Origin of the sequence: Rhodococcus sp. SJ-3, from assembly GCF_051918125.1 — a bacterium.
GTDB lineage: Bacteria > Actinomycetota > Actinomycetes > Mycobacteriales > Mycobacteriaceae > Rhodococcus.
Window position 1 is genome coordinate 5,542,742 of record NZ_CM123306.1, and the last position, 25,981, is coordinate 5,568,722.

Here is a 25,981-nt window from a genome sequence, read left to right on the forward strand (position 1 = left end):
AACGTCATCGACGAACAGAGCATGCTGCGTCCCCATGCGGAACAGCAGTACGCAGACGAACTCGCGGCACTCGCCCGGCTCGACGACCGCCCGCGCCCACCGTCGTGGCAACTGTCCCCGTGGGCGGTCGTGACCTATCTGCTCGGAGGCGAGCTCTCCGACGGCACGGTGATCTCGCCGAAGTACGTCGGGCCGCGACGCCTGATGGAGGTCGCCGTGGCAACCCTCGCGACCGATCGCGCGTTGCTGCTCCTCGGCGTTCCCGGCACAGCGAAGACCTGGGTCTCGGAACACCTCGCGGCGGCCGTCTCCGGATCGTCGACCCGGCTGGTGCAGGGCACTGCAGGCACCTCAGAAGAAGCGATCCGGTACGGCTGGAACTATGCGCGGCTACTCGCCGAGGGACCGTCTCCGGCAGCGCTCGTGCCGTCACCGATCATGACCGCGATGCGCGACGGCGCGATCGCACGCGTCGAGGAGCTCACTCGCATACCGGCGGACGTGCAGGACGCGCTGATCACCGTGCTGTCGGAGAAGACGTTGCCGGTACCCGAGCTCAACATGGAAGTGCAAGCGGCCAAGGGATTCAATGTCATTGCCACTGCCAACGATCGCGACCGCGGAGTCAACGATCTGTCCTCCGCATTGCGCCGACGATTCAATACCGTCGTCCTGCCGTTGCCCGGCAGCGAAGAGGACGAGGTCGCGATCGTCACACGCCGAGTAGAGCAACTCGGAATGTCGCTCGAGCTTCCCCGGGTACCTGCTGCCGCGGAGGAGATCCGCCGCGTCGTGACCGTCTTCAGGGAGTTGCGCTCAGGCGTGACCACCGACGGACGTACCAAGCTCAAGTCTCCGTCGGGCACGCTGTCCACTGCCGAAGCGATCTCGGTGGTCACCAACGGTCTTGCACTCTCGGCGCATTTCGGCGACGGTGTACTGCGCCCGTCCGACGTCGCGGCGGGGATCCTCGGTGCGGTCGTGAAGGACCCGACCGCCGACCGGCAGGTGTGGATCGAATACCTCGAGGCCGTGGTCCGTGAGCGCGAGGACTGGGCCGGCTTCTACCGGGCCTGCCGTGAGGTCACCGGGTGACGGAGTCTGCTCAGGTACGCGTATTCGGTATCCGTCATCACGGCCCCGGTTCCGCCCGCGCGGTCATGCGCGCCCTCGCCGAATTCGAACCCGATACCGTCCTCATCGAGGGTCCGTCAGATGCCGATCCGCTGGCTGCACTGATCGCCTCCGACGATATGCAACCCCCTGTGGCGTTGCTCGCCTATGCCACAGGCGAGCCCGCAAACTCAGCGTTCTGGCCGTTTGCCGCATTCTCACCGGAATGGCAGGCGCTGCGCTGGGCAATCATGCACGACGCCGACGTGCGATTCTGCGACCTGCCAGCGACACAGCAGCTCGCCCTCGACAGGGAGCCGGGACAGGATCGGCCGGATCCGCTCGGTGCGCTCGCGGCTGCCGGTGGATACGACGACTTCGAACAGTGGTGGGACACCGTCATCGAGTCGGGAACGACGGACGGCGACCACGACCATTCGGCCGATTTCGACGCGATCGCGGAAGCCATGGGCGCGCTCCGCGAGGACATCGAACTCGACGGCCACACGGCGCGGCGCGAGGCGCACATGCGCCAGGTGCTGCGCAGCACCGTCAAGGCCGGAGCGTTGAAGATCGCGGTGGTCTGCGGTGCGATGCACGCTCCCGCGCTGACGGGCGCACTCGGTCCGGCGGCGCCTGATGTGCGGCTGCTCAAGGGTCTGCCCAAGGTCAGAACATCGCTGACGTGGGTTCCGTGGACTCATTCGCGACTGGCATCGGCCTCGGGTTACGGCGCAGGCATCACCTCCCCCGGCTGGTATCACCATCTGTTCACCCAGCAGGAGGACACGGTCACACGGTGGCTCACCCGGGTCGCGTGGACATTGCGAGAACACGACCTTCCGGTGTCGAGCGCACACGTGATCGAAGCAACCCGGCTGGCCGGATCCCTCGCGGCGTTGCGCAATCGACCGCTGGCCGGACTCGCCGAGGTCACCGAAGCCACCCGCGCGGTGCTCTGCGACGGCGACGATGTGCTGCTCGACTTCGTCACCCGCACGCTCGTCGTCGGAGAGGCCCTCGGCAGTGTCCCCGACACCACTCCCACGGTGCCTCTCGATGCCGATCTACAGGCCACCTCGAAGACGCTGCGGCTCAAGCGCTCTGCGCACAGCAAGGCTCTCGATCTGGATCTGCGCAAACAGACCGACCTGGCGCGCTCGCGGCTGCTGCACCGATTGCGGGTACTCGGAATCCCCTGGGGCACGCCGCGGGTCAGCGATGTGCGATCGACTGGTACGTTTCGTGAGAGTTGGACGCTGCAGTGGGAACCCGAGTTGTCGGTCTCGATCGTGGAGGCGTCCCGTTGGGGCACCACTGTCGAATCAGCGGCCCACGCGCTCGTTCTCGAGCGTGCCTGCGACCGCGACGTCACTCTGGCACAGGTGGTGGTTCTCCTCGACGAGGCGCTTCTCGCCGATCTGCGCGACGCGATTCCCGAACTCCTCCGGTCGATCGACACCGCAGCGGCGCTCGATCACGACATCGCGCACCTGATGGCGGCCTTGCCCACATTGATCCGCACTTTGCGGTACGGCGACGTACGCGGCACCGACCTGTCGTCGCTCTCGCACGTTGCCGATGCTCTCCTCGTGCGGATCTGCGCGGGCCTGCCCGCTGCGACGGCCGGTCTCGACACCGACGCGGCCGACGTACTCCGGCGCGAGATCGATGCGGTCCACTCCGCGCTCGCATTGCGTGATGACGCCGCATCCACGAGGCGCTGGCTCGACACCCTCACCGGCATCGCCGATCGCGACGAGGTCGATGGCATGCTCACCGGCCGGACCGCCCGACTACTGCGCGATATGGGTCGCATCGACGAACAGGACACCGCGGTGCGTGTGTCCCGTGCGTTGTCGATCGGCAGCGAACCCGCGGCCAAAGCACGCTGGATCGACGGATTCGTCGGCGATGGCGCGCTGTTGCTCATCCATGATCGAGGATTGCTGACCCTGATCGACCGCTGGGTGTCGGGGCTGCACAAACAAGACTTCGTCGACATCCTGCCGGTATTGCGGCGCACGTTCGGGGGATTCGAATCGGCCGAACGGGCGACACTCGGCGCCATCCTGCGTGGTGGGGCAGCGGTCCGCGCAACCGCCGCTGTCGATGTCGAACGCGGCACGCGGGCCACCGCCGCAACGGCCCTGATCCTGGGAGTGTGAGCATGACAACACCTTCGACGCCCGCCGGACCGGTCGATGCAGTGACACCGGAGAGTTCTGCGCCCCCGGTCGCTGCAGGAACAGCAGGCCAGGAGCGGATGCGCCGATGGCGGCTGCTCCTCGGCGAGGCCGCGCAGGAATCGACATGTGCCCTCGGATCGTCGAGCGATGCCGCGATGGACAGTGCCCTCGCCGCCCTCTACGACCGTCGCGACTCCGGCGAAGGAAACGGTCCGCGGAGCGCTGGGCTCGGCTCGTCGGCGCCACGGGTCGCACGGTGGCTCGGCGACATCCGAGCCTACTTCCCCACCTCGGTCGTGCAGGTGATGCAGCGCGACGCGATGGACAGGCTGAGTCTGACCCAGCTGTTGCTCGAACCCGAGATGCTCGACGCCGTCGAACCGGACGTTCATCTCGTGGGAACCCTGCTCAGCCTGAATCGGGTCATGCCCGAGACCACCAAGGCCACCGCGCGGTCGGTGGTCGAGAAGGTGGTCCGCGCAATCGAGGAACGTATCGCCCAGAACACCCGTACAGCAGTGACAGGCGCATTGAATCGCTCCGCGCGCACGACGAACCCGAAGCTGCGGGACATCGACTGGAACCGCACGATTCGCGCGAATCTCGCTCACTATCTGCCGGAACATAGAACTGTGGTCCCGGAGCGTCTCGTCGGCTACGGACGACGATCGCAGGCGGTACAGCGAGACGTGGTGCTGGCGATCGACCAATCGGGGTCGATGGCGTCGAGCGTGGTGTATGCGTCCGTGTTCGGTGCGGTGCTCGCGTCGATGCGGGCGCTCCGGACATCGATGGTCGTGTTCGATACCGCCGTGGTGGATCTGACCGACAAGCTGGCCGATCCGGTCGATGTGTTGTTCGGAACCCAGCTCGGCGGCGGTACCGACATCAATCGGGCAATCGCGTACAGCCAGTCACTGATCACACGCCCCTCCGAGTCGATGTTCGTGCTCATTTCCGACCTGTACGAAGGTGGTATCCGCGCGGAGATGCTCACACGGATGGCGGCGATGAAGGACGCGGGAGTCCAGGTGGTGGTGCTGCTCGCGTTGTCCGACGACGGTGCTCCGTCGTTCGACCGCGACAACGCGCTGGCGCTGGCCGGACTCGGGATTCCGGCGTTTGCGTGCACACCGGACAAGTTCCCGGAGCTGTTGGCTCTCGCGCTCGAACGCGGCGACATCGGTAGGTGGGCGCAGTCTCTGTGACCTCACCTCGATGGCACCGACCGTGGAGTTAGGATGTCCTGACCTATCCCACTCTGACTTGGTCGACGGAACGAGGACACCCGTGAAACTTCGAAGTGCGGCCTTCATCGCCGCCGCGGCTCTGATCGTGGCCGGCTGCGGTTCCGGCGGCGACGAGCCCTCCGGCGACACCGCGACTGCCGGGGACGGCGCATTCCCCGCCACCATCGAAACGATGTTCGGCGCGATCACCGTCGAATCCGCACCCGAGCGGGTGGCGGCACTCGGGTGGGGCGACGCGGAAACCGCGCTCGCGCTCGGCGTTCAGCCCGTCGCGGCGAGCGACTGGCTTGCCTTCGGCGGCGACGGGGTCGGTCCTTGGGCCGACGGCCTCTACACCGAGTCCCCGGAGATCATCGGAACCATCGAGCCGTCGTTCGAGCAGATCGCGACGGTCGCTCCCGACGTGATACTCGACGTGGCCGGTTCGGGCGAGCAGGCACGATACGACACGCTTTCCCAGATCGCGCCGACAATCGGGCCGCCGGAGGGGGCCACGGCGTATCTGACGCCCCGCGACGACCAGATCACGATGGTCGCGACCGCGCTCGGCGTTCCGGACAAGGGCGACGAACTGATCAGCGAGATCGATGCGCAGTTCGCGCAGGCCGCGGCCGAGCACCCTGAGTTCGAGGGCAAGACGGTCACGGTTGCGTCGTACACCGCCGACGGGTGGGGCGCCTACGTCTCACGGGACGCCCGTGTGCAGTTCATGCAGGATCTCGGGTTCGTAAACAATCCGGAGGTCGAGGCCACCGCGACCGAGAACTTCTTCATCCCGATCTCGGACGAGAACCTCGGCATGCTCGACTCCGACCTGCTGATCGTGATGCCGATCTACGTCGACTCCGCCGAAGTGACCGACAATCCGTTGTTCCAGCAGATTCCTGCGGTGCGCGACGGACGAGCGATCGTGCTCGACAGCGGATCCGACATCGCGAACGCGATGTCGGTGAACACCGCGTTGTCGATCCCGTTCGCCCTCGAGAACCTCCTGCCGCAGGTGACCGAGCGCGTCGGCGCCTGACCTCGGCAGCTTCGTCCCGGCCCCGGCGGGGGTCAGTACAGCAGTTCGCGGTACGACTCCTGCCGGGCCGGTTCGAGTGTCTCGATATCGAGGTGGTGCTGCTCGGCGATCATCTCGCGGATCGCGGGCACGGACTCCTGGGAGGGCCACGTCGACGGCTCCCACACCTTCGCACGGAGCAACGCCCGTGCACAGTGCAGGTAGGCCTCGTCGATCCTCACGATCACCGCGAGCTGGGCAGGTTTGCCGGACATCGCCAGTTCCGCAAGCAAATCCGGCTCCGTCGACAGCGACGCGGTGCCGTTGACCCGGACGACCTCTTCGTTGCCCGGGACGATGAACAGAATTCCCACGTGCGGATTCTCGAGAATGTTCCGGTACGAATCTGCGCGGCGATTCCCTGGGCGGTCCGGAAGAATCAGCGTCCGCTCGTCGGGGAAGAGCACCGTGCTGACCAGGTCCCCGCGCGGTGAGCTGTCGCAGTTGCCCGCCGCGTCGGATGTTGCGAGCACGAAGAACCGCGCCTGTGCGATGAACTCGCGTATCAGCGGCGTCGTGAACGGCGTCGTTTTCTCTTTCATCGCCGGAAACGGTTCGCCGACCGCTGCCTCGAGCTGTTCGATCGTAGTGATTCTCTCGCGGACGAGATCATCGATCCTGCTTGCCTCCACGGGCGCCACCTCCACCCCGGACGATACCCAACGGTCCGGTGCGCAGATCGTCCAGCACCGTCAGCGGCGAAAGAGTTTGTTGCCCAACCAGACGATCGGATCGTAACGGCGACCGGCGACACGTTCCTTCATGGGGATGATCGCGTTGTCGGTGATGTGGATGTTCTCCGGGCATACCTCGGTACAGCACTTGGTGATGTTGCACAACCCGAGTCCGTCCTCGTCCTGTGCAGCATCTCGGCGGTCGGCCACGTCGAGCGGATGCATTTCGAGCTCCGCGAGCCGGATGAAGAAGCGCGGACCGGCGAACGCTTCCTTGTTCTCTTCGTGGTCACGCACGACGTGGCACACGTTCTGGCACAGGAAGCATTCGATGCATTTGCGGAATTCCTGGGACCGCTGCACATCGATCTGCTGCATGCGGTACTCCCCCGGTGCCAGATCCGCAGGCGGTGTGAACGAGGGAATCTCTCTGGCCTTCGCGTAGTTGAACGACACGTCGGTCACCAGGTCGCGAATGATCGGGAAGGTGCGCATCGGGGTCACGGTCACGGTCTCGTCCGGGTCGAATACCGACATCCGCGTCATGCAGGTGAGCCGAGGGCGACCGTTGACCTCGGCCGAGCACGATCCGCACTTGCCGGCCTTGCAGTTCCACCGCACCGCGAGGTCCGGGGTCTGTGTGGCCTGGAGTCGATGCAGGATATCGAGCACTACCTCGCCCTCGTTCACCTCGACGGTGTAGTCCTGAAGGTCGCCGCCGCCGACATCCCCGCGCCATATCCTGAACGCCGCTCGATAACCCATGTCAGCCCTTCCGTCCCGGATGGTCCGCGAGTTCCTCGTCGGTGTAGTACTTCCCGAGTTCGTCGATGTCGAACAGTTCGAGCAGATCCGGGCGCATCGCCTCCTGCAGATGCGCGGTCACCGACACATCGGGAATCACGGGATCGCCACCGCTCACACGGCACACGAGGAGGGTGCGACGCCACTGCGGGTCCATCGACGGATGGTCGTCGCGGGTGTGGCCACCACGACTTTCGGTGCGTCGCAAGGCGGCCTGGGCCACACATTCACACACCAGCAGCATGTTGCGCAGGTCGACCGCGAGATGCCAGCCGGGATTGAACTGCCGGTGTCCCTCCACTGCGACACGGCGAATTCTGGCGCGCAGCGTCTGCAGTTCGCCGAGCGCACGCTCGATCTCGTCGGCGCGGCGGATGATCCCCACGAGGTCGTGCATCGACTGCTGAAGCTCGGTGTGCAGGGTGTACGGATTCTCGACGGCGCCGGGAGTCCCGGGTTCATCATCGGCTGCGTCGAAGGGAACCAACGCGACGCGCGACGCTGCGGTGACATCATCATCGGAGACCCTGGGTCGGGAGCTCAGTCCCAGCACGTAGTCGGCCGCACCGAGGCCCGCTCGCCGGCCGAACACCAGCAGATCCGACAGCGAGTTGCCGCCGAGCCGGTTCGAACCGTGCATTCCTCCGGAGCACTCCCCGGCGGCGAACAGACCCGGCACCGATGCGGCACCGGTATCCGGATCGACCTCGATCCCGCCCATGACGTAGTGGCAGGTGGGTCCGACCTCCATCGCCTCGGCGGTGATGTCGACGTCCGCGAGTTCCTTGAACTGGTGGTGCATCGACGGCAGTCGCCGCATGATCTCGGCCGCGGGCATCCGGGATGCAATGTCGAGGAAGACACCACCGTGGGGTGTCCCGCGCCCTTCTTTGACCTCGGAGTTGATCGCGCGGGCCACCTCGTCACGTGGCAGCAGGTCGGGTGTGCGGCGATTGTTCTCCTGATCGTCGTACCAGCGGTCGGCTTCCTCCTCCGTTTCGGCGTACTGGCCTTTGAACACCGGCGGGATGTACGAGAACATGAAGCGATCTCCGTCGGTGTTCTTCAGGACCCCGCCGTCTCCGCGCACGCCTTCGGTGACGAGAATCCCTTTCACGCTGGGCGGCCAGATCATGCCGGTCGGATGGAACTGGACGAACTCCATGTTGATCAGCGCGGCGCCTGCCCGAAGCGCGAGGGCATGCCCGTCGCCGGTGTACTCCCACGAGTTGGAGGTCACCTTCCAGGACTTGCCGATACCGCCGGTTGCCACGACGACAGCGGGAGCCTCGAACAACACGAACCGTCCGGTCTCGCGCCAGTATCCGAAGGCCCCGGCGATGCGCCCCTCGGGATCCTTCAGCAGCTCGGTGATCGTGCATTCGGCGTAGACCTTCACCCGCGCCTCGTAGTCGCCGTACTCGGCGCGATCCTCCTGCTGCAACGACACGATCTTCTGCTGCATGGTGCGGATCAGTTCGAGGCCGGTGCGGTCGCCGACGTGTGCGAGGCGTGGGTAGGTGTGCCCACCGAAGTTTCGCTGACTGATGCGCCCGTCGGGGGTACGGTCGAACAACGCCCCGTAGGTTTCGAGTTCCCACACCCGGTCGGGGGCTTCTCGCGCATGCAGTTCGGCCATCCGCCAGTTGTTGAGGAACTTGCCGCCCCGCATCGTGTCCTGAAAGTGCACCTGCCACGAGTCGTGCGAATTGGCGTTGCCCATGGCGGCCGCACACCCGCCTTCGGCCATGACGGTGTGGGCCTTGCCGAACAGGGATTTGCACACGACCGCGACGGAGAGGCCCCGCTGACGGGCCTCGATGACGGCGCGCAGTCCGGCTCCGCCTGCCCCGATCACCACCACGTCGACCTTGTGCCGTTCGACTTCCGCCATCCGTGACCTCCCCTGTGTCGACGTGTGTCCGGACCGTTCGTCAGCCGACGAACCGCAGGTCCGAGATGGTTCCGCTGGCCACGAGCATGATGTAGAAGTCCGTGATCATCAGGGTGCCCAGTGTGATCCACGCGAACTGCATGTGCCGGGTGTTGAGCTTCGATACGAACGTCCAGATCCTGTACCGCACAGGGTGTTCCGAGAAGTGTTTGAGCCGTCCTCCAGTGACGTGCCGACATGAGTGACACGACAACGTGTATCCCCACAGGAGGATCACGTTGACCAGCAGGATCACGTTTCCGAGACCGAACCCGAACCCACTCGGGCTCTGGAACGCCACCACCATGTCGTAGGTGTTGATCAGGGAGATGACGACACCCGCGTAGAAGAAGTAGCGGTGCGCATTCTGCAGGATCAGCGGAAGCCGCGTCTCGCCCGTATAGCGGGCATGCGGTTCCGCGACCGCGCATGCGGCAGGCGCCAGCCAGAACGATCTGTAGTAGGCCTTGCGGTAGTAATAGCAAGTCAGTCGGAAGCCGAGCAGGAACGGCAACGACAGGAATGCGAGGGGTATCCACATCGGGAGTTCGCCGACCCAGGTACCGAAGTGCCGGGCCCCTTCGACACACGAGTCACTCACACACGGCGAGTAGAACGGCGTCAGATAGTGGTAGTCCTCGACGTAGTATGACGAGCGGACGAACGAGCGCACCGTGGCGTAGACGATGAAGATCAGAAGACCGGCAACGGTCAGCAGCGGTGTCTGCCACCACCGGTCCGTTCGGAGCGTTCGAGCCGCGATCCGGGCGCGGGTAGCCGATCGCACTCCCCCCGCCGCCGGCGCGTTCACCGATCTCCGTGCAGTCCGCCGAGGCCTTCGTCGTCCACATCCGCCCCGCGGAACAACGAGTCGTCGTACGGCTCGTTGGGAACCGGAATCCGTTCACCCGAAAGTGCCTGGACCTCGGCCGGCGGTCGCTGCGCGAGGTCACGCGCGTCGATGTCGAGTCGTTCGAGATCGTTCGAAAGCCGCTGCACTGCGGCAACGTCGCCATAGCGTGAGCGCAGCGAACCGACGCATTGACGCAGGTGACCGATAGTGCGTTGCATTTCCCGCATTTCGGTGGTGGACATCCGTACCTCCGGACCCAGCGGTCGGCACGTCGACGCCGGCCGACGATGTGACATCCTTCACAGTACGATAGATCCGCCGTCACCGAACGTGGTTTCGCGCCACCGAGTGGAGGACCTCCGTGACAAGACCCGACAACGCCCGAATCGCTGAGCTCTTCGACGCGACAGCACCGAGATACGACAGGCAGATCCGGCTCTCGGAGCGACGGCTGCTCGGAAATCCACGCAAGTGGGCCGTCGGACACGCCTCGGGACGCGTCCTCGAGATTGCGGTCGGTACGGGACTGAATCTTCCGCTGTACAGTCCGGATGTCACTGCGGTGACAGGGATCGACCTCTCATCGGGGATGCTCGCACACGCGCAGCAGCGCATCGCCGATCACGGGCTCGCGCACTGCGAGGTGCGACGAGGCGACGCTCAGGCATTGGACCTCGAGGACGAGTCGGTCGACACCGTAGTCTCGACCCTGTCGTATTGCACGATCCCCGATCCCGCAGCGGCCTGCGCCGAAGCCATGCGGGTGCTCGTGCCGCAGGGCCGATTCGTGCTCGTCGAACACGGCCCCTCCACCAATCGGCTCCTGACCCGGATCATGCGCGCGATCGAGCCCTTGACCCTGAAGTTCATGGCCGACAATCTCGTGCGTGACCCTGTCCCCTACCTCGAGGATGCAGGCTTCGTCATCGACACAGTCGACCGAACCGGTCTGCGCGGCATCTGCTTCCGGATCCTCGCTCACAAGCCCGGCTGAACGGTTCGTTCGTCAAAGCCAGGCGCGCAGAGGATTGCCCACCACGGTCTGCAGTCGTTCGTCGAACCAAGTCCGAGCACCGGCACGGAAATTCTCGGGCGCGAGCCTGCCGCTGTACTCGGGAATGCGGCCGAGCAATGGAGCCCCCGCCACATCGGGAAGGTCGTCGAGGTTGCACCGTTCCGCGAGACCCGGTTCGGCCGGCCACGATCCGACGATCACCCCGGCGCAGTCCACCCCTGCGGCACGCAGAGCAGCAACCGTGAGCGCGGTGTGATTGAGAGTGCCGAGCCCGGGCGTCGCCACGATCACCGCGGGCGCTTCCAACGCGGCCGCGACGTCGGCGAGAGTGAATCCGTCGGCGCCGAGTCGCACGAGCACTCCCCCAGCGCCTTCGACGAGGGTCAGGTCGTGGGTCGCGTCGAGTCCTCTGATCGCCTGGACGACATCGGCGAGTTCCAGGGGCGGGCGACCGCTTCGGCGCGCCGCGGTGTCGGGCGCGAGTGGTTCCGGGTAGCGAGCAAGTTCGAGAACATCGACCCTCGACCCGGTGAGCCGTTCGATCTCGCGCAGATCTCCGGGTTCCCCGTCTGCCATTCCGGTCTGCGCGGGCTTGCACACTGCCACGGTTTTTCCCGACGCCAGCGCGAGCGCCGCCAGTGCGGCGGTCGCCACGGTCTTCCCGACATCGGTCGAGGTGCCCGTAACGCACAACATGCTCACGACCGCGCTCCCGCCAGGACGTCGGTGAGCACCTGGTCGATCAACTCCAGGTCGTCGCCGGTGAGGTCGGCGCGGGCGGTCAGCCGAAGCCGCGACGTTCCGGCAGGCACTGACGGCGGACGGAAGCAGCCGACGTGCAGGCCCCGCTCACGGCACTCGCGGGCGGCACCGACCGCAACGTGGGGATCGCCGAGGATCACCGAGACGACGGCCGATTCCGGGACTGCCGCCGCCGTCGTGGCGGCAAGGTGACGTGCCCGGTCCAGAACCGCCCCTTTCCGTTCCGGCTCGGCGCGGAGCACCTTCAGAGCACCTCGCGCAGCGCCGACTGCGGCGGGCGCGAGACCGGTGTCGAAGATGAAGGTGCGGGCAGTGTCGATGAGGTGTTCCCGGACGCGGGCATCGGCGAGCACCATGCCACCCTGGGAAGCGAGCGATTTCGACAGTGTCGCCGTCACGATCACATCCGGCTCACCGGCGAGGCCCACCTCGTGGACCAGTCCGCGGCCGCCTGCGCCGCGAACCCCCACCCCGTGGGCCTCGTCGACGAGCAGTATCGCGCAGTGCTCGCGGCACACCTTGTGCAATGCGAGCAGCGGCGCGAGATCTCCTTCTGCGCTGAACACCGAGTCGGTGAGAACGAGTGCGCGGGATTCGGTGCGTGTAGCGAGGGCCGCAGCAACGGCGTCGACGTCGTTGTGCGGAACCACCTGGATGCGTGAGCGCGACAATCGGCACGCATCGACGAGGGAGGCGTGACATCCGGCGTCGGATACGACGAGGGTGTCGCGTCCCGCGAGCGCCGTGACCGCACCGAGATTGGCGGCGTAGCCGCTGGAGAACACCAGCCCGGTCTCGGCACCGATGAACTCCGCGAGTTCACGTTCGAGCAGTTCGTGTTCGGCCGTGGTTCCGGTGACCAGTCTGGACCCGGTGGCGCCCCCGCCCCAGCGACGTAGCGAGGCAGTGGCGCCCGCGAGCACCTCGGGATGGCGGACGAGTCCGAGATAGTCGTTGGAGGCGAGATCGACGACCCTCGCCGAGGGCGTGCGTGGAATCAGGTCTCGGTGCAGTCCATCGCGGCGCCGAGTCTCGGCGGCGGTGTCGAGCCACGCGAGCGCAGCGGTTGCAGTCATGGTCGGCACCATACTTGAACACCGTTCAAGTAGTCGAGTGGAGGCCTACTGGAACCCGGCCATGACCACCACGGTGCGTTCGAGCGATCGTCGCGGTCAGCTGCGGGCGGCGGCGAGCATGCCGTCGCAGATCTGTGCCACGTCGTCGGCAGTGCACACATACGGCGGCATGGCGTAGACGAGGTTGCGGAACGGCCGGAGCCACACTCCGGCGCCGACTGCCGCATCGGTTGCAGCACGCATGTCCACGGGGTCGGCGAGTTCCACTACGCCGATTCCCCCGAGAACCCGGACGTCGACAACACCGGGTAGATCCCGCGCAGGCGCGAGACCGGCTTCGAGTCCCGCTGCCAGCGCGCCGACCTCGCCACGCCAGTCGCGTGCGAGCAACAGCTCTGTGGATGCGACCGCCACAGCGCACGCGAGTGGATTGCCCATGAAGGTCGGGCCGTGCATGACGCCGCCGCCTTCTCCCGCGCTGATCGTCTCGGCAATCGCCGACGTACACAGGACAGCTGCCAAGGTCAGGTAGCCACCGGTGAGGGCCTTGCCGACACACAGGATGTCCGGCGACACACCTGCGTGGTCCGCAGCGAACAGCTCGCCGGTGCGGCCGAATCCGGTCGCGATCTCGTCGAAGATCAGCAGTACACCGTGCTCATCGCACATGCGGCGAAGTTCACGCAGATAGGCGGGGTCGTGGAAACGCATTCCACCGGCCCCCTGCACGACCGGTTCCACGATCACCGCAGCGAGTTCGTCGGCATGCTCGGTGAGGATCGATTCGAAGGTCTCGACGTATGTCTCGTCGAACTCGGCCGGTGGCGCAGGTGCGAACACCTGCTGCGCGAGCACGTCCGTCCACATCGAATGCATGCCGCCTTCGGGATCGCACACGCTCATCGGCGCGAAGGTGTCGCCGTGGTAGCCGCCACGCCATGTGAGCAGGCGATGCCGCGCAGGTGTCCCGATTGCGCGCTGATACTGCAACGCGATCTTGATTGCGACCTCGACCGACACGGAGCCCGAGTCGGCGAGAAACACCTTGTCGAGTCCCTCCGGCGTGATCTCCACCAACAGTTCGGCCAGACGCGCCGCAGGCGCGTGCGTCAGTCCGCCGAACATCACGTGGCTCATCTTGGACAACTGCTCGGTGACAGCGCGGTCGAGCGCCGGGTGCCGGTAACCGTGCACCGTCGCCCACCATGAGCTCATTCCATCGACGAGCTCACGCCCGTCGGCCAGGACGAGCCGCGCGCCATGCGCGTGGTCGACCACGAGCGGTTCGGTCGACGGAGGGAACGCACCGTACGGATGCCAGAGGTGCGCTGCGTCGAGAGACGCGATACGAGCGGCGGAAGATGTGGTAGATGACACGCATCCGACTGTAAGCGGTTGGTGATCACTGAACTGCACCCCGTAGTCTGCCTAGGTTCGTGTGAAGCTTGCTCACAAGAACAGCTCGACGGATGAGCCGGCCGCCGAGCCCACACGCACCAGGGGTACTGCCAGCACCATGTCCGTCCATACGTCGCAATCAGCCGTGAGCACCAGTGGCGCCCCAGCGTCTGCTCGCCCCGGCTATCGCGCCGATCTCGACGGTGTCCGCGGACTCGCAATCGCCTTGGTGGTGGTCTTCCACGTCTGGTTCGGGCGCGTATCCGGCGGCGTCGATGTATTCCTCGCGCTGTCCGGCTTCTTCTTCGTCGGCTCCTTGCTCCGGGTCGCGGAGTCGGGTGCACCGCTCGATCCGAGGCCCGTGTTGCGGCGGGTCGGGCGTCGGCTACTCGCACCGCTCGTTCTCGTCCTGGCGGGCACCACGATCGCCGCACTCATTCTGCTCCCGTTCCCCCAGTGGAACCGGGTCGCAGAACAGACACGCGCGTCGTTGCTGTTCGTGCAGAACTGGGAACTGGCGCGCACCGCAAGCGACTATCTCGCTGCCGATCCCATGGTCAGCCCCCTGCAACACCTGTGGTCGATCGCGGTGCAGGGACAGTTCTATCTCGCGGCACTGATCGTGGTCTTCGCCTCTGCGTGGTTGCTGCGGCGGGCGCAGATTCCCGTCCGCGTGCCGCTGACCGTGCTCCTGTCGCTCATCACCGTGGCCTCGCTGGCGTACGCGTCGTTCTCCACGACCCCGCAATCGTGGACGTACTACGACAGCGCGGCCCGAGTGTGGGAACTGACGCTCGGCGCCGTCCTGGTGTGTGTCGTGCCGTGGGTGCGGGCACCGAAATTCGTTCGATCCGCGTTGGGTATCGCAGGGCTTGCGATTCTTTTCGCGTGCGGCTTCGCTCTCAACGGAAACGCCCTCTTCCCTGGTCCGTGGGCGTTGGTGCCGGTGGGGGCGGCAATGGCGTTGGTCGTTGCGGGAGCAGTCCCCGGCGCCACGGGACCCGACACCCCCACCTCGAGATTCCTGTCGTCGCCGCCGCTGATCCGTCTCGGAAGCATTGCGTACGCGCTGTATCTGTGGCATTGGCCCGTGCTGATCGGCTACCTGCTGGTACGCGACCGCCCCTCGGTCGGACTCGTCGGCGGACTGGCCGTGATCGGTATCTCCGTCGTCCTCGCCGAAGCCACGACGCGGTTCATCGAGACGCCGATCCGGCGCTCGGTTCCGGGACGGTGGCGCACCACCTTGGTTGCAGGTCTCGCCCTGATCGGTGTTGCGCTCATCGCGGGCACGACCTGGTGGACCGTCCATATCGATCGCACTGTGAGTCATTTCTCTCACTCCGCCCGCCCCGATCCGGCTCTCTACCCCGGCGCGGCGGCGATCGGACTACCCGAGGTCGAGTACCAGCCTGTATACCCGCCTCTGATCGTGGCCGCCGACGATCTTCCGCCCGCGACCATCGACGGCTGCATCGCGCAGCACACCAACCGTGACGCCTTGACCTGTGTCTACGGCGACCCGATGTCGACGCGTCGCATGGTGCTCGCCGGAGGTTCGCACTCCGAGCACTGGCTCGCGGCGCTCGATGAGCTCGGCCGCGAGCACGGCTTCCGCCTCGACACCTATCTCAAAGTCGGTTGCCCGTTGTCCGATCCCGCAACCGAGCTGACCGAGGACTCCCCGACCTTCGAATGCGACTCCTGGTCGGTGAAGGTGCTTGCCGAACTGGCGGCATATCCGCCCGACGCGCTGTTCACCACCTCGACCAGGACGAAGGACCCAGGGGAAGGACCGGGCGACTTCACTCCGTTCTGGTACGTGGAATTGTGGGAGACGCTCGCCGACTACGGCATCCCCGTGGTAGCGATTCGCGACAATCCGTGGCTCATCGACGACGAGGTCCAGTACAACGCCTCGGACTGTCTGGCGTCGGGCGGCACTTCCGAGTCGTGCGGCATCGACCGCGCTGCCGCGCTCGATCCGGTCGACCCGGCCCTTGCCGCCGCGGCGCACCTTCCGTCGGTGACGTTGATAGATCTGACCGATTCGTTGTGCCGACAACAAGTGTGCCGCGTCGTCGAGGGCAACGTACTCGTCTATCGCGACGACGACCATCTCACGACCACCTACGTGCGGACATTGACGCCCGACCTGGGCCGTCAACTCGGTCCTGCGACCGGGTGGTGGTGAGCGAACTCGCTCCGGTGGGTGAGCCGCATCTTCTGGCATTACGCTGAGCAGCCATGGAGCCCAGCGACAGCAACACCACCCGGGATGCGGCGGAGCCCGTTCCGGTGTGGCCCGGCCACCCCTACCCGCTGGGAGCCACCTACGACGGTGCAGGCACCAACTTCGCTCTGTTCTCTGAGGTTGCCGAGAAGGTCGAATTGTGTCTGATCGACCGCGATGGGACCGAGAAACGGATCGCGCTCGACGAGGTCGACGGATACGTGTGGCACGCGTATCTCCCGACCGTCTCACCCGGCCAGCGCTACGGCTACCGCGTGTACGGTCCGTTCGACCCTGCCGCGGGGCATCGATGCGACCCGAGCAAATTACTGCTGGACCCATACGGCAAGGCATTCGACGGCGGTTTCGACGACGACCCGTCCCTGTACTCGTACACGCTGCCCGGTACGGACCCCGACAGCCGGGGCACAGCTCCTGAATCCGGACCGGCACCGGAGTCCGGGGCAGAGACAGGATCGTCCATCGGCACCGGCGACGATCCGCAGGCGGACAGCCCCGGGGACGACGGGGACGAACAGGATTCGGGCGACGGCCTCCCCCGGCTCGATTCGCTCGGCCACACGATGACCACCGTCGTGATCAATCCGTTCTTCGACTGGGCGTCCGATCGACATCCGCGTCGTCCCTACCATGAGACGGTCATCTACGAAGCCCATGTGAAGGGCATGACCGCCACCCACCCCGAGGTCCCGGACTACCTGCGCGGCACCTACGCCGGTCTCGCTCACCCCGCAGTCATCGAGCACCTGCTCCTACTCGGCGTCACCGCAATCGAACTGATGCCGGTGCACCAGTTCATGCACGACCAGACGCTGCGCGACCAGGGACTGAGTAACTACTGGGGGTACAACACCTTCGGGTTCTTCGCCCCTCATGCCGCGTATTCGTCGGCCTCGAAACCGAGCGGAGCCGTCGCCGAATTCAAGGCGATGGTGCGCACCTTCCACGAAGCCGGTATCGAGGTCATCCTCGACGTCGTCTACAACCACACCGCCGAAGGCAACCATCTCGGGCCGACGATCTCGTTCCGTGGCATCGACAACGCCGCCTACTACCGGCTCGTCGAGGACGACAAAACCCACTACATGGACTACACCGGAACCGGAAACAGTCTCAACGCCCGACACCCCCACACTCTCCAGCTGATCATGGACTCGCTCCGGTACTGGGTCACCGAGATGCACGTCGATGGGTTCCGATTCGATCTCGCGTCGACGCTCGCGCGTGAACTGCACGACGTCGACAGGTTGTCCGCATTCTTCGACCTGGTCCAACAGGATCCGGTGGTGTCGCAGGTCAAGCTCATCGCCGAGCCGTGGGACGTCGGCGAAGGCGGCTACCAGGTCGGGAACTTCCCTGGACTATGGACCGAGTGGAACGGAAAGTATCGCGACACGGTGCGCGACTATTGGCGCGGCGAGCCCGCGACACTCGGCGAGTTCGCGTCGCGGCTGACGGGGTCATCCGATCTCTACGAGGACACCGGGAGGCGTCCGAGTGCCTCGATCAACTTCGTCACCGCGCACGACGGATTCACGCTCGCGGATCTGGTGTCCTACAACGAGAAGCACAACGACGCCAACGGCGAGGACAACCGCGACGGCGAGTCGCACAACCGCTCGTGGAACTGCGGTGTCGAGGGGCCGACCGACAACCCGGAGGTCCTCGAGCTCCGCGCGCGCCAGCAACGCAACATCCTCGCGACATTGATGTTGTCGCAGGGTACTCCGATGATCGCGCATGGAGATGAGATCGGCCGCACCCAGAACGGCAACAACAACGTGTACTGCCAGGACAACGAATTGTCTTGGATGGACTGGACACTCGCCGAGACGAACGCCGACCTGCTGGAGTTCACGCGCAACGTCATCGCGTTGCGCACGGAGCATCCGGTGTTCCGGCGTCGCAGGTTCTTCGAAGGAGGTCCGATCCGCAGCGGCGACCAATCCCGCGACATCGCATGGCTCACCCCCGCCGGCGACGAGATGACGCCGGAAGACTGGGACAGCGGATTCGGAAAGTCTCTGTCCGTCGTCCTCAACGGCGAAGGCATTCCGGAACCCGATCAGCGGGGTCAGCGGGTCGTCGACGACTCGTTCCTCCTCTGTTTCAACGCACATGACGAACCGCTCGACTTCGTCACCCCCGATGGGCCGCATGCGCAGGAATGGACACTGACCCTCGACACCGATATTGCAGACGGCCGATGCGACCCGGCCACGGTTGCGGCCGGGGAATCGGTGGCCGTGCAAGCTCGTTCGGTGCTCGTCCTGAGGAAGACGGCATGAACGCCACTCCGGTGACCACTGGTGCGGCGAACCCGGTCCCGCTGACGGCCACCTACCGCCTGCAGATGCGTCCCGACGCGTTCACCTTCGCCGACGCGGTGGATCTGGTCGACTACCTCGCCGCCCTGGGCGTCTCCCACCTGTATCTGTCGCCGGTGCTCACCGCGGCGGACGGTTCCGCTCACGGGTACGACGTGGTGGATCCGAGCACGGTCTCGGGCGGGCTCGGCGGACGTTCCGGACTCGTAGCACTGGCCGATGCCGCACGGGCACGCGGCATGGGGTTGATAGTCGACATCGTCCCCAACCACGTCGGTGTCGCCGACGCACGTCAGAATCTCTGGTGGTGGGATGCTCTCCGCCACGGCAGCGAGTCCGAGTACGCGGAGTTCTTCGACTTCGATACTGCGGCCGACAACGGCGCGGACGGCAGGATCGCGTTGCCCGTTCTGGCTTCGGGCGACGACGCGCGCGAGTGCACGGTCGACAGATCCGGCACGGAGCCGACGCTCGCCTACTACGACAAGCGGTTTCCCATCGCACCGGGCACCGATTCCGGCACGGCGGCCGAGATCCACGATCGCCAGTCGTACCGGCTGGTGCCGTGGAATTCGGGTCTGATCGGGTACCGGCGATTCTTCACCGTCAGCGACCTTGCCGCAGTCCGGGTGGAGGATCCCGCAGTCTTCGATGCGGTGCATGCCCAGGTCGCGTCGTGGATCTCGGACGATCTGATCGACGGCATTCGTGTCGATCATCCCGACGGTCTGGCGGATCCCTCGGGCTATCTCCGGCGGCTCCGCGAGCTGATCGGCCCCGACCGATGGCTCGTGATCGAGAAGATCCTCGCCGAGGGCGAACCCCTCGACGCGACACTTCCCGTGGATGGCACCACCGGCTATGACGCGCTCAACGAACTTGCCGCGGTGTTCGTCGATCCGCAGGGCGAGGGTGAGCTGAGCGCGCTCTCGCGCACATTCACCGGCGCCGACGGCGACGCGGAGTGGGTGCAGACGCAGGAGCATCTGCTGGGGCAGCACGTACTCGAGACAGGACTTGCGGCGGAGATTCATCGTCTCGTGCGGACGATCCTGCGTGCGACCGGCAACACCGCGGGCACCGACCCTGCACACACCGACCCTGCACTCACCGACACCGCCGTACGTGACGCCGTGATTGCGGTGGTGCCGCAGGTCCCGGTGTACCGAGCCGACTACGCGCCGTTGAGCACACTGTTGCCGCGCATCGTCGGCCGGGTGGGACGCAGCGACACCGCGTTGGAGCCCGCCCTGGAGGTCTTGGTTCAGGCATTGGCCACGGATCCCGACTCGGCCGCACGGTTCGGCCAGGTATGCGGCGCTGCAACCGCGAAAGCCGTGGAGGATTGCCTGTTCTATCGCGCGGCCCGCCTGATCTCCCTGCAGGAGGTAGGAGGGACTCCTGGACGCTTCGGTCTCGATCCGAGCGAGTTCCACCTCCTGTGGGCTCAGCGCGCACGCTCATGGCCGCGGGCGATGACCGCGTTGTCGACGCACGACACCAAACGCAGTGAGGATGTCCGCGCGCGTATCGGCGTCCTGTCGCAGGTGCCGCGGCTTTGGGCCGACTGTGTCACGGAGTGGGAGACGGTGGCACCGAGCCCTGACCTGGCGATCGGAGCGTTCCTCTGGCAGACGCTGTTCGGCGTCTGGCCGGTCGACGGCGTCGTCACCGATTCACTGCGCACTCGCTTGCGTGACTACCTCCGGAAGGCGTTGCGGGAAAACGGCACCCGCACATCGTGGACGGAGGTGGATGTCGAGTTCGAAGGTGCGGTTCTGGCTTGGCTCGATGCCGTGTGCGACGGCCCGTGCGGTGCCGGAATGTCCGAGTTCGTCGCCGGCCTGGAGCCGCATTCGTCATCGGATGCGCTGGGCCAGAAGCTTCTCCAGCTTCTCGGGCCCGGGATCCCGGACATCTACCAGGGCACCGAACTGTGGAGCGATTCACTGGTCGATCCCGACAACCGCCGACCCGTCGACTACGTCGAACGGCGACGTCTGCTGCGCTCCGGCGAGGTACCGGCGAAGTTCGCTGTGGTCCGTGCCGCGCTACAACTGCGCCGCGACAGACCTGCCAGTTTCGTCGGCGGCGCCTACGTACCACTGCGGGCCACCGGTCCCGCGGCGCACCACATGCTCGCGTACGGTCGCGGCCGAGATGCCGACGACGTCGATGTGGTTGCGGTGGCCTCGCGACATACCGTTTCGCTCGGAACGCACGGCTGGGGCGATACGGTGCTGGCGCTACCGCCGGGAGAGTGGATCGATCGGCTGACCGACCGTCGCGTTTCTGGTCGAGTCCGCCTCGGCGACCTGCTCACCGAGTTCACGGTCGCCGCGCTGAGCCGGATCTGACCGATCGACTAGAGATCCGCCAGATCGCGGGCATCCTCGTCTTCCTGGCGACGACGCTCGCGGCGCCGGTGCCACACGATCACGGCGACCGCGGCGCCGCCGCCCACCAGCCCTCCGACGATCAGCCCGGCCCACGTCGCCGGATCCTGATCGAGCGGGGTGGACAACCGCGCGTAGATTCCGGCGATGCCTGCGAGATAGACGAGGGCCGCCATGATCGTCCGCGGACGCCAGGTCTTCGCCGTAGCGTAGATGTCGACATCGCAGGCGCGCGCGTACATGATCACCGCCATCGAGATCACGAACCACACGGCGAGAACACCTATCGCAATCTGCGCGCCGATACGACCGGCGAGCCACGGAAGCAGCGCACCACCGACGAGGGCAGCCCATTGAGCCAGTTGGAATCCCACCGCCGAGGCCTCGTTCCACACATCACGCTGACGTTCATCGTGGTAGAACTCGTCGTCCAGATCGCCGACGGTGCGGGCAGCTTTCATGAGCACGGCCATCACGGCTCCTCCTCGGTCAGTGGGAACAGTTCTTCGACGGTGGTTCCAAGGTTCCGCGCGAGCCGCAACGCAAGGTAGACACTGGGCGCGTAGTCGCCCTTTTCCGTCGACACGATGCTCTGTCGGCTGACGCCGACCTGCGCACCGAGCTCGGCCTGCGTGATCCGCATCTTCTTGCGGAACTCACGGACCCTGTTGTCCCTCGGCGTACCGGTCACACCGAAAAGACAAGCATTCTTGACACAAAATGTCAAGAATGCTTGTCTATTTCTGAAGGCGGGTTTATCCGGTGACCGGCACAACGGCGGCCAGGATCGCCTCCGTCCGCGCCTGTAGATGATCGAGATAGTGCGGATGTGTGATGATGTACGGCAGGTTCTGCTCGATCCCCCGCGCCACGAGTTCACCGGCCACCAGCGGCTCCATTCCGATGTCCCCGGAGCCCTTGATCGCACTGGCATCCTCGACATGTCCACCGATCCGAAGGGTGCTGGCATCGAGATTCGACCTCACCAGCCCCGGGCACAGCACCGAGACACCCACGCCGTGAGGCTCCATCTCCACTCTCATGGCCTCGGACAACGCGACCACCGCCGCCTTCACAGCACTGTATGCACCTCGCCCCGGCGCGCCCGCGAGCAGGCCCATCACCGACGCGGTGTTGACCATGTGCCCGACTCCCCGCTCCCGCATTTCTGCCCCGAAAGTGGCCGCCCCGTTGAATACCCCCATCAGATCTATGTCGACAAGGGTGTCGAACGTGGCCCGCTCCATATCGACGACGGACGGCCCGTTGAAGCCGATACCCGCGTTGTTGACGAGAATGTCGACAGGTCCGAACGCGGCTTCCGAATCCTCCTTGGCCCGCGCCCATGCGTCGCGATCACGGACATCGAGTGCAACGCCCCGGATTCGGGCACCGCGAGCAACACCACGGAAGCCGTCGCTCCGCGTCGCGACCACCGACTTTCGAGTTCGCTCGTCGATATCTGCGATGGTCACCGAAATACCGTGTCCTGACAATGCATCGGCGATGCCGAGACCGATTCCACTTGCGCCACCTGTGACGAGCGCATGTCGCGCCGAAGTCAACTTCATGACTACTCCGTCACCCAGAGTTCTTCCGGTCGCGGCGCGCCGAGGGTGTACAGATCGATCCCGTGCACGTTCTCGCCGTACAGGACGGAAGGCGACGCCTTGATGTACCACACACCCGGCACGAGTTCGGCCAACCGGGCCTGGACGGTGCTGTACGCAGCCTTGCGCTCCTCGTCCGACTCCGCGAGACGACCGGCGTCCAACGCGTCGTTGAGTGCAGGGTCGTCGAGGCCGGAGAAGTTTCCGGGCGAATCACCGTGGAAGGCGGTCCACAGCGCGTAGTCCGGGTCCTGGACGATCGCGGACGAGATGATCATGTCGAAGTCACGGTTACCCGCGCGGGCCGTGAGTGTGGAATAGTCCGCGACCTCGACTGCGACCTCGACATTGTCGAAGGCTTTCAGCTGCGCTTGCAGCGCCTCGCCCGCCGCCCGGGACTCCTGCGTCGGATAGGACAGGAAGGTGAACGACAGCGGTTTGCCGTCGGCCGCCAGTTCATCGAACAGTGCCTGGGCGGCATCCTTGTCGTGTGTCCACAACGGAACGTCCTCGAAGAACGGCGAACCGTCCACGAACAGGTACTCCGCGACCTCCCCGACTCCGTTGTAGACCACGGAGTTCAAAGCATCGCGGTCGACGGCCATGGAGACCGCCTGCCTGGCCCTGACATCGTCGAACGGCGCGCGGGCTGTGTTCATCACCATGATCTGGCCACCGCCGGTGGGCACGAGCTCGGTGCCCACACCCGCCTGCTCGGCCTTGTCGAGTGTGGCCCAACTGGCCTCCGATGCCAGGTCTGCGGTGCCGGTCGAGACGGCATTGAATCGCTGGCTCGTATCCGCCACGGTGGTTATCCGCAGCGTGTCGAGATACGGCTTGGGTGCGTCCCAGTAGTTCGGGTTCTTCTCCAGTTCGATCGCACCCTGACGGACCCAATCGACCAAGGTGAACGGGCCGGCCCCGACCGGGTTCTCGTCGAATGCCTCACGCCCCTTCTCGAGAGCGGTCGGCGAGGCGATCCAGTTCAGCGAGGTGGTGAGCATGCTCTGCGGGAAGTGCGGGTTGGGGCTCACGAGCGCGACCGACACCGTCGTGGGATCCTTCACCTCGACTCCAGCGATCTGACCCGCCACCCGGATCGCAGTGGAGCCGAGAGACGGATCACGAAGCCGGTCCCAGTTGTACTTGACCGCGGCGGCATCGAACGGTGTGCCGTCGGTGAACGTGAGGTCCGGACGCAGAGTGAGGGTGAAGGTCGCGCCCCCATCGGTGCTGGCGAAGTCGGTGGCCATCACATATTCGATCTCCTGCGTCTCGAGATCGTTGACGATCAGCGAGCCGTAGAGGGCGTTGCCCAGAGCGGGCTGATGCGCATAGGTGTTCGACAACGCGGCAGGGTCGAGGCTGCGCGGCTCACCCATCTGGATGACATCGAGAGAGCCACCCGCCACCGGGTCTGCCGTTTCTTCGAGCCCCCCTGAACCGGAAGTTCCCATTCCGGAGTTGTCGGCACCGTTGCCACCACAGGACGTCGAGATCAGTGCGGTGGCGCATGCCACCGCCACCACTGCAAGCACACGTTTCGATCGGAGCATTTCACCCTCTCGTCGGGGGAACGAAGAACACAGGTCCCACTCTTCGAATCTGGAATGTAATTCTGGATTGTGAGAATAGGGTGCCTTCACTCATGTGGCAAGGATCACATTCGTAGACACCCTGCGAATCACCTCGGCTGCGCGCCATCCGGCCTACAACGCCGGGCCCCTCCCGATCTTGCGGGCGCAACCCCGTGAGATTAGTCTTCTCGAAAAGCAGTAAGGAGATTCTCGTCACACACCGGACGGCCGACCCGGTCCGTCCGGACGCACACCGTGGGCGCAGCTCCGCAGCACGAATTCTCGGCCCGACCGAATTGCCGCCCGCCCCGCACTGCTGCGGCGTCTCGTCCCGCAGGCTCACGAGAGGATTTTCGATGAATATCGATGACATGGTGATGGTCAGCATCGACGACCACGTGGTCGAACCCCGAGACATCTTCGAGAAGCACTTTCCGAAGAGCCTCATGGACCAAGCCCCGACGCTGACCGCCCATCCCCGCAACCCCAACGTCGAGGCATGGCTGTTCCAGGGTTCTGTCGTCGGCAGCTCCGGCCTCAACGCCGTCGTTTCCTGGCCCAAGGAAGAATGGGGCATGGACCCCACCGGCTACGCCGAAATGCGGCCCGGCGTCTACGACATGGACATGCGCGTGCGCGACATGGACGCCAACGGCACCCTCGCCGCCACCCTGTTCGCCACCTTCCCGGGCTTCGCAGGCACCCACCTCGCCACCCTGCCCGACAAGAAACTCTCCCTTGCAGCCCTCAAAGCCTTCAACGACTGGGTGGTCGGGGAAGTCCCCGACACCCACCCCGGACGCTTCATCCCCCTCGGCATCATCCCGTTCTACGACGCCGACGAATCCGTCAAGGAAATCCACCGGCTCGCCGCGATGGGCTGCCGCTCCATCTCCATCCCGGAAACCCCCTACGGCGTCGGCGACGGCTACCCCGACTTCAAGTCCGGCTACTGGGACCCGATCTTCAAGGCCTGCGTCGACCACAACATCGTGCTCAGCCTGCACATCGGCGGCGGCATGAGCCTGGTCAAGCGCCCCACGGGTTTCGACCTAGACGACATGATGGTGCTCACCCCCCTGATCTCGACGATCTCCGCAACCGACATGATGCTCAGCGGCGCGTTCCAGAAATTCCCCGACCTCAAGGTCGCGATGAGTGAAGGTGGCGTCGGCTGGGTCGCACCCTGGCTCGACCGACTCGAACGCCACATCGTCAACCAGTCCTGGACCGGTGCGAGTTTCCTGCCGAAGGGCATGTCGCCCACCGACGTGTGGAAGAAGAACTTCCTCGCGTGCTACATCACCGAGCCCAGCGGCCTGAACAATCGAGAGCGTCTCGGTATCGACACCATCGCCTGGGAATGCGACTACCCGCATTCGGATTCCACGTGGCCGCGCTCCCCCGAGATGCTCATGGAGGAACTCGTCGCTGCCGAGCTCACCGACGAGGAGATCGACAAGGTCACCTTCGAGAACGCCGCGCGGTTCTTCGGCTGGGATCCGTTCGAGCACACGGCCCGTGAGCAGGCCACCGTCGGTGCCCTGCGGGCACGCGCACAGGACGTCGACATCAGCGAAACGTCCAAGCAGGAATACCGCCGGCGCTACGAGCTCGCAGACTCGGCAGCCGGTTCGTAACTGTCCGGAAGCTCGGATGCGCGGTGCCCGCCGAGACGAGATCGGCG

Annotated in this window: 21 protein-coding genes; 9 read left to right on the forward strand and 12 right to left on the reverse strand. The window is 65.6% G+C overall.

All coding sequences use genetic code 11. The features are described from left to right. The first annotated feature begins 21 nt into the window (after positions 1–21). The 4 genes from ACTDXD_RS25780 (at position 22) to ACTDXD_RS25795 (ending at position 5,576) form a co-directional block, all read left to right on the forward strand. Positions 22–1,095 (forward strand): ATP-binding protein, encoded by a 1,074-nt coding sequence (locus tag ACTDXD_RS25780; protein WP_440127803.1) that lies wholly within the window; start codon positions 22–24, stop codon positions 1,093–1,095. Then, complete coding sequence (locus tag ACTDXD_RS25785; RefSeq protein WP_440124986.1) at positions 1,092–3,281, forward strand: DUF5682 family protein; 2,190 nt, start codon at positions 1,092–1,094, stop codon at positions 3,279–3,281. The genes ACTDXD_RS25780 and ACTDXD_RS25785 overlap by 4 nt, the downstream gene beginning before the upstream one ends. A gap of 98 nt (positions 3,282–3,379) precedes the next feature. Continuing rightward, positions 3,380–4,510 carry a VWA domain-containing protein gene (locus ACTDXD_RS25790; protein ID WP_440127804.1) on the forward strand — a complete coding sequence of 377 codons (1,131 nt, stop codon included), beginning with the start codon at positions 3,380–3,382 and terminating at the stop codon, positions 4,508–4,510. An 82-nt stretch (positions 4,511–4,592) separates the two neighbouring features. Next, positions 4,593–5,576, forward strand: coding sequence for an iron-siderophore ABC transporter substrate-binding protein (locus tag ACTDXD_RS25795; RefSeq protein ID WP_440124987.1), 984 nt, complete (start codon positions 4,593–4,595; stop codon positions 5,574–5,576). A 32-nt stretch (positions 5,577–5,608) separates the two neighbouring features. Here ACTDXD_RS25795 and ACTDXD_RS25800 read toward each other — a convergent pair whose 3' ends face one another. Genes ACTDXD_RS25800 through ACTDXD_RS25820 form a run of 5 tightly spaced genes read right to left on the reverse strand, consistent with a single transcriptional unit; the run spans position 5,609 to position 10,121 of the window. Then, positions 5,609–6,247 (reverse strand): MSMEG_1061 family FMN-dependent PPOX-type flavoprotein, encoded by a 639-nt coding sequence (locus ACTDXD_RS25800; protein WP_440124988.1) that lies wholly within the window; start codon positions 6,245–6,247, stop codon positions 5,609–5,611. 60 nt (positions 6,248–6,307) lie between these two features. Then, complete coding sequence (locus ACTDXD_RS25805; protein ID WP_440124989.1) at positions 6,308–7,054, reverse strand: succinate dehydrogenase/fumarate reductase iron-sulfur subunit; 747 nt, start codon at positions 7,052–7,054, stop codon at positions 6,308–6,310. Position 7,055: 1 nt separating this feature from the next. Beyond that, the gene (locus tag ACTDXD_RS25810) at positions 7,056–8,987 is read right to left on the reverse strand and encodes a fumarate reductase/succinate dehydrogenase flavoprotein subunit (RefSeq protein WP_440124990.1); all 1,932 of its coding nucleotides are present in this window, start codon (positions 8,985–8,987) and stop codon (positions 7,056–7,058) included. Between the two features lie 40 nt (positions 8,988–9,027). Next, positions 9,028–9,837 carry a hypothetical protein gene (locus tag ACTDXD_RS25815; protein ID WP_440124991.1) on the reverse strand — a complete coding sequence of 270 codons (810 nt, stop codon included), beginning with the start codon at positions 9,835–9,837 and terminating at the stop codon, positions 9,028–9,030. Next, positions 9,834–10,121 (reverse strand): hypothetical protein, encoded by a 288-nt coding sequence (locus ACTDXD_RS25820; RefSeq protein WP_440124992.1) that lies wholly within the window; start codon positions 10,119–10,121, stop codon positions 9,834–9,836. The genes ACTDXD_RS25815 and ACTDXD_RS25820 overlap by 4 nt, the downstream gene beginning before the upstream one ends. Positions 10,122–10,240: 119 nt before the next feature. Between ACTDXD_RS25820 and ACTDXD_RS25825 the strand changes: the two genes are divergently transcribed. After that, positions 10,241–10,873, forward strand: a complete 633-nt coding sequence (locus ACTDXD_RS25825) for a class I SAM-dependent methyltransferase (protein ID WP_440124993.1) — start codon at positions 10,241–10,243, stop codon at positions 10,871–10,873. A 12-nt stretch (positions 10,874–10,885) separates the two neighbouring features. Here the strand turns inward: ACTDXD_RS25825 and bioD are convergent, their stop codons facing one another. From bioD to ACTDXD_RS25840, 3 genes are all read right to left on the reverse strand, one after another. Further along, positions 10,886–11,596, reverse strand: coding sequence for a dethiobiotin synthase (bioD, locus tag ACTDXD_RS25830; RefSeq protein ID WP_440124994.1), 711 nt, complete (start codon positions 11,594–11,596; stop codon positions 10,886–10,888). Then, entirely contained in the window at positions 11,593–12,732 is a 1,140-nt protein-coding gene (locus ACTDXD_RS25835; protein ID WP_440124995.1) for an 8-amino-7-oxononanoate synthase, read from the reverse strand. Before ACTDXD_RS25835 ends, bioD begins: the two co-directional genes overlap by 4 nt. A gap of 96 nt (positions 12,733–12,828) precedes the next feature. Continuing rightward, entirely contained in the window at positions 12,829–14,109 is a 1,281-nt protein-coding gene (locus ACTDXD_RS25840; RefSeq protein WP_440124996.1) for an adenosylmethionine--8-amino-7-oxononanoate transaminase, read from the reverse strand. 139 nt (positions 14,110–14,248) lie between these two features. Between ACTDXD_RS25840 and ACTDXD_RS25845 the strand changes: the two genes are divergently transcribed. From ACTDXD_RS25845 to treY, 3 genes are read left to right on the forward strand one after another with little or no spacing between them, the layout of a single operon-like run. Next, a complete protein-coding gene (locus ACTDXD_RS25845) occupies positions 14,249–16,324 on the forward strand; it encodes an acyltransferase family protein (RefSeq protein WP_440124997.1) in 2,076 nt (691 codons plus the stop codon). 53 nt (positions 16,325–16,377) lie between these two features. Next, on the forward strand, positions 16,378–18,672 hold the full coding sequence (gene glgX, locus ACTDXD_RS25850; RefSeq protein ID WP_440124998.1) for a glycogen debranching protein GlgX: 2,295 nt from the start codon (positions 16,378–16,380) through the stop codon (positions 18,670–18,672). Continuing rightward, a complete protein-coding gene (gene treY / locus ACTDXD_RS25855) occupies positions 18,669–21,068 on the forward strand; it encodes a malto-oligosyltrehalose synthase (RefSeq protein ID WP_440124999.1) in 2,400 nt (799 codons plus the stop codon). The genes glgX and treY overlap by 4 nt, the downstream gene beginning before the upstream one ends. 8 nt (positions 21,069–21,076) lie before the next feature. Here the strand turns inward: treY and ACTDXD_RS25860 are convergent, their stop codons facing one another. From ACTDXD_RS25860 to ACTDXD_RS25875, 4 genes are all read right to left on the reverse strand, one after another. Next, a complete protein-coding gene (locus ACTDXD_RS25860) occupies positions 21,077–21,580 on the reverse strand; it encodes a DUF2029 domain-containing protein (protein WP_440125000.1) in 504 nt (167 codons plus the stop codon). After that, positions 21,580–21,798: a helix-turn-helix transcriptional regulator gene (locus ACTDXD_RS25865; RefSeq protein WP_440125001.1), complete on the reverse strand. Its 219-nt coding sequence runs from the start codon at positions 21,796–21,798 to the stop codon at positions 21,580–21,582. Before ACTDXD_RS25865 ends, ACTDXD_RS25860 begins: the two co-directional genes overlap by 1 nt. Positions 21,799–21,862: 64 nt before the next feature. Further along, entirely contained in the window at positions 21,863–22,678 is an 816-nt protein-coding gene (locus ACTDXD_RS25870) for an SDR family oxidoreductase (RefSeq protein ID WP_440125002.1), read from the reverse strand. Positions 22,679–22,680: 2 nt separating this feature from the next. Beyond that, positions 22,681–24,273 (reverse strand): ABC transporter substrate-binding protein, encoded by a 1,593-nt coding sequence (locus ACTDXD_RS25875; protein WP_440125003.1) that lies wholly within the window; start codon positions 24,271–24,273, stop codon positions 22,681–22,683. 377 nt (positions 24,274–24,650) lie between these two features. On the opposite strand from ACTDXD_RS25875, the gene ACTDXD_RS25880 reads away from it, so the two are divergent. After that, on the forward strand, positions 24,651–25,934 hold the full coding sequence (locus ACTDXD_RS25880) for an amidohydrolase family protein (protein WP_440125004.1): 1,284 nt from the start codon (positions 24,651–24,653) through the stop codon (positions 25,932–25,934). The last annotated feature ends 47 nt before the right edge of the window (positions 25,935–25,981 follow it).